This is a genomic window from Duganella fentianensis, assembly GCF_009857835.1.
GTDB lineage: Bacteria > Pseudomonadota > Gammaproteobacteria > Burkholderiales > Burkholderiaceae_D > Rugamonas > Rugamonas fentianensis.
In genome coordinates, this window is sequence record NZ_WWCL01000017.1 from 1 (window position 1) to 1,178 (window position 1,178).

Annotated in this window: 1 rRNA gene (running past one end of the window); it reads left to right on the forward strand. The window is 49.8% G+C overall.

Annotation, left to right across the window (positions count from 1 at the left end):
- Positions 1–14 precede the first annotated feature (14 nt).
- Positions 15–1,178, forward strand: a 23S ribosomal RNA gene (locus tag GTP23_RS22350) (its annotated part continues 1,743 nt past the right edge of the window); the annotation flags it as partial.

Sequence of the window (1,178 nt, forward strand, 5' to 3'; positions counted from 1 at the left end):
AGCTAACGTTATAGGGACAAGTGAATAAGTGCACATGGCGGATGCCTTGGCGATTACAGGCGATGAAGGACGTAGTAGCTTGCGATAAGCTGCGGGGAGTTAGCAAACAAACTTTGATCCGCAGATTTCCGAATGGGGAAACCCACCCTTTTAGGGTATCACTCACTGAATACATAGGTGTGTGAGGCGAACGCGGCGAACTGAAACATCTAAGTAGCTGCAGGAAAAGAAATCAACCGAGATTCCCAAAGTAGTGGCGAGCGAAATGGGAAGAGCCTGTACGTGATAGTCGTTTTGATAGTGGAATCCTCTGGAAAGTGGAACCATAGCGGGTGATAGTCCCGTACACGAAATCAAAACGGTGGTACTAAGCGTACGACAAGTAGGGCGGGACACGAGAAATCCTGTCTGAATATGGGGGGACCATCCTCCAAGGCTAAATACTCGTAATCGACCGATAGTGAACCAGTACCGTGAGGGAAAGGCGAAAAGAACCCCGGGAGGGGAGTGAAATAGATCCTGAAACCGTGTGCATACAAACAGTAGGAGCAGACTTGTTCTGTGACTGCGTACCTTTTGTATAATGGGTCAGCGACTTACATTCAGTGGCAAGGTTAACCAGATAGGGAAGCCGTAGAGAAATCGAGTCCGAACAGGGCGATAGTCGCTGGGTGTAGACCCGAAACCAAGTGATCTACTCATGGCCAGGATGAAGGTGCGGTAACACGCACTGGAGGTCCGAACCCACTAATGTTGAAAAATTAGGGGATGAGCTGTGGGTAGGGGTGAAAGGCTAAACAAACTTGGAAATAGCTGGTTCTCTCCGAAAACTATTTAGGTAGTGCCTCAAGTATCACCATCGGGGGTAGAGCACTGTTATGGCTAGGGGGTCATCGCGACTTACCAAACCATTGCAAACTCCGAATACCGATGAGTGCGAGCTTGGGAGACAGACGTCGGGTGCTAACGTCCGGCGTCAAGAGGGAAACAACCCAGACCGCCAGCTAAGGTCCCAAAGATTGGCTAAGTGGAAAACGAAGTGGGAAGGCTAAAACAGTCAGGATGTTGGCTTAGAAGCAGCCATCATTTAAAGAAAGCGTAATAGCTCACTGATCGAGTCGTCCTGCGCGGAAGATGTAACGGGGCTAAGCCAGTCACCGAAGCTGCGGATATCCGCA